2 protein-coding genes and 1 pseudogene are annotated in these 2570 nt (G+C 47.2%); all 3 read right to left on the minus strand.

Going from position 1 to position 2570, the window contains the following annotated elements; all coding sequences use genetic code 11:
- A pseudogene (locus AB7U21_RS11820) lies at window positions 1–170 on the minus strand (hydroxymethylbilane synthase); the annotation flags it as partial.
- Between the two features lie 12 nt (window positions 171–182).
- Entirely contained in the window at window positions 183–1454 is a 1272-nt protein-coding gene (gene hemL / locus AB7U21_RS11825) for a glutamate-1-semialdehyde 2,1-aminomutase (RefSeq protein ID WP_428389285.1), read from the minus strand.
- Window positions 1455–1464: 10 nt separating this feature from the next.
- Window positions 1465–2439, minus strand: coding sequence for a porphobilinogen synthase (hemB, locus tag AB7U21_RS11830; RefSeq protein ID WP_428389287.1), 975 nt, complete (start codon window positions 2437–2439; stop codon window positions 1465–1467).
- Between the last annotated feature and the right edge of the window lie 131 nt (window positions 2440–2570).

A 2570-nucleotide genomic window follows, 5' to 3' on the forward strand; every position in this document is an offset into this window, starting at 1 on the left:
CGCACAAAGGCACCAACACCTGCCACTTCATGCAGGGGCCGGTCAGTGAACCTGTCACCAGTGGTCTTTATGATCTTACGGCTTGTTTCAATACCCCTGTCTGCCAGCATCCTGGCAACGATATCCGCCTGTGCAAGAGCAAGAGCACTGCCTCGTGTTCCTATTATCATGTTAGTGCAACCTTATTTGAGATTTGCTTGATATGCAGCCAGCAGCCTTTCCATGTCCTCTTCCAAATGTGCAGTGCAGAGGAAATTTGTCTCGAACTGTGATGGAGGCAGAAATATCCCGCTTTCCAGCATCCTGAAGAAGAATTTAAGATAACCTTCCTTGTCACATCCAAGGACTTCCTGATAGTTGCGGGGTCTGTTTCCAAAGAACACCTTGAACATCGAGGATACACCACACACATTGTAGTTAAGATCCAGATCTTCCACGATATCGGTGATGCCAGCACGCAGTTTGTCTCCGGTGGCATTTAGTTTCTTCTGCACATTCTCTTCTTCCAGTATATCAAGAACAGTAATTCCTGCAGCTACGGATGTGGGGCTGCCGCTATATGTGCCAGCCTGGTATACGCCACCAGAGGGGGCTACCATTTCCATGATCTCTCTTTTTCCTCCGAACACTCCTATGGGCATTCCACCGCCTATGATCTTACCTAAGGTGGTCATATCCGGAGTGACCCCGTAGTATTCCTGGGCTCCACCCATAGCCATGCGGAATCCTGTGATCACTTCATCAAAAATGAGCACTACATCGTTCTCTTCTGTGATCTTGCGCACTTCCCGGAGGTAACCGTCGTCCGGAAGTATCGGACCAACGTTACCCATCACAGGCTCCAGTATGAAAGCTGCAATATCTTTTCCGTACTTTTCCATGACCTGTGTGAGTGCCTCTATATCGTTGAAAGGCACCTGCAATGTATTCTTTGTGAAGTCTTCAGGCACTCCCAGAGAGTCAGGTTTTCCCAGGGTGGTAGCACCTGAACCGGCTTTAACGAGTACTGCATCATGAGCTCCATGGAAACCGCCTTCTATTTTGATGAACTTGTTCCTGCCGGTAAAACCACGTGCAACACGCAGCGCGCTCATAGTAGCCTCAGTACCGGTGGAAACGAACCTTACCATATCTATGCTGGGGTACATCCCTGCTATCCTTTCGGCGAGCTTGATCTCCAGTTCGGTGGGAGTGCCGTACAACCAGCCCTTATCAAGCTGTTCGATGATGGTTTGCTTTATTTTTTGGTTGGCATGTCCCAGTATCTTTGGGCCGTATGCAAGGCAGAAATCTATATACTCATTGCCATCAGCGTCGGTTATCTTTGATCCCGAGGCGGATGCTGTATAAAATGGAAAGGGTTTAATGGCCCTGACAGGACTGCTTACTCCACCTGGTATTAGTTTCCGTGCTTTTTCATATAATTTCTCTGATCTTGTCAATTCCATTAACATCACCATTCTATTACTTTAACATCCTTGCAAGGTCCTTAGCAAAATAGGTCAGTATCATATCCGCTCCTGCTCTCTTGATGGAAAGCAGGGATTCATACATGACCTTATTCTCATCCAGCCAGCCCAAACGTGCAGCAGCTTTCAGCATTGCGAACTCCCCGCTGACATTGTATGCAGCAGTGGGCATTTTGAACTCTGTCTTGATGCGATAGAGTACGTCAAGGTAAGGAAGGGCGGGTTTTACCATAATAACATCAGCTCCTTCCAATATATCCAGTTCTGCTTCCCTTATCGCTTCATCAGAATTTGCAGGGTCCATCTGGTAACTGGAACGGTCGCCAAACGAATATCCGGAATCTGCTGCTTCCCTGAAAGGTCCGTAAAAAGCAGAAGAATATTTCGCCGCATATGACATTATAGGCACGTCCTTGCAGTTACTTTTGTCAAGTGCATCTCTTATCGCAGTTATCATCCCATCCATCATTCCGGAAGGAGCTACCATATCTGCTCCGGCCAGTGCATGGCTTACTGCAGTTTTTCCAAGCAGAGGAAGCGTGGGATCGTTCAATATCTGTTCATGTTCCATATCAACTACGCCACAATGGCCATGACTTGTATATTCGCACAGGCACACATCTGTTATAACATACATGTCCTTTCCAAGCTCGCTCTTTATCTCACGCACCGCTCGCTGTACTACATCATCCTGGCCCCATGCGCTGCTTCCTTCCTCATCTTTTGTGGAAGGTATCCCAAAGAGTATAACGGCAGGAATCCCCAGGTCTGCAGCTTCTTTAACATCGTCTGCTGCCATCTCAACAGGAAGCCGGGAGATTCCCGGCATTGAGGACATTGCCAGTGGTGAATCGATATTTTCGTCCACTAACATGGGGTAGATAAGGTCATCGACCGAAATTGAGGTCTCACGGACCATATCTCTTATCTTGCCGCTTCTTAGCCTTCTCATCCTAACCTGTGGGAACATTTGATCACTTCTGTTATTTGCATTTATTTTTATTCTTTTCCGGGATCTTATCAATATTGAATAACCTTGAGACCACATCCAGCAGCTCATCATCGTTCATTTCTGCAGCGTTGCGCAGTACTTTTGTAGGC

Origin of the sequence: Methanomethylovorans sp., assembly GCF_050177135.1 — an archaeon.
GTDB lineage: Archaea > Halobacteriota > Methanosarcinia > Methanosarcinales > Methanosarcinaceae > Methanomethylovorans.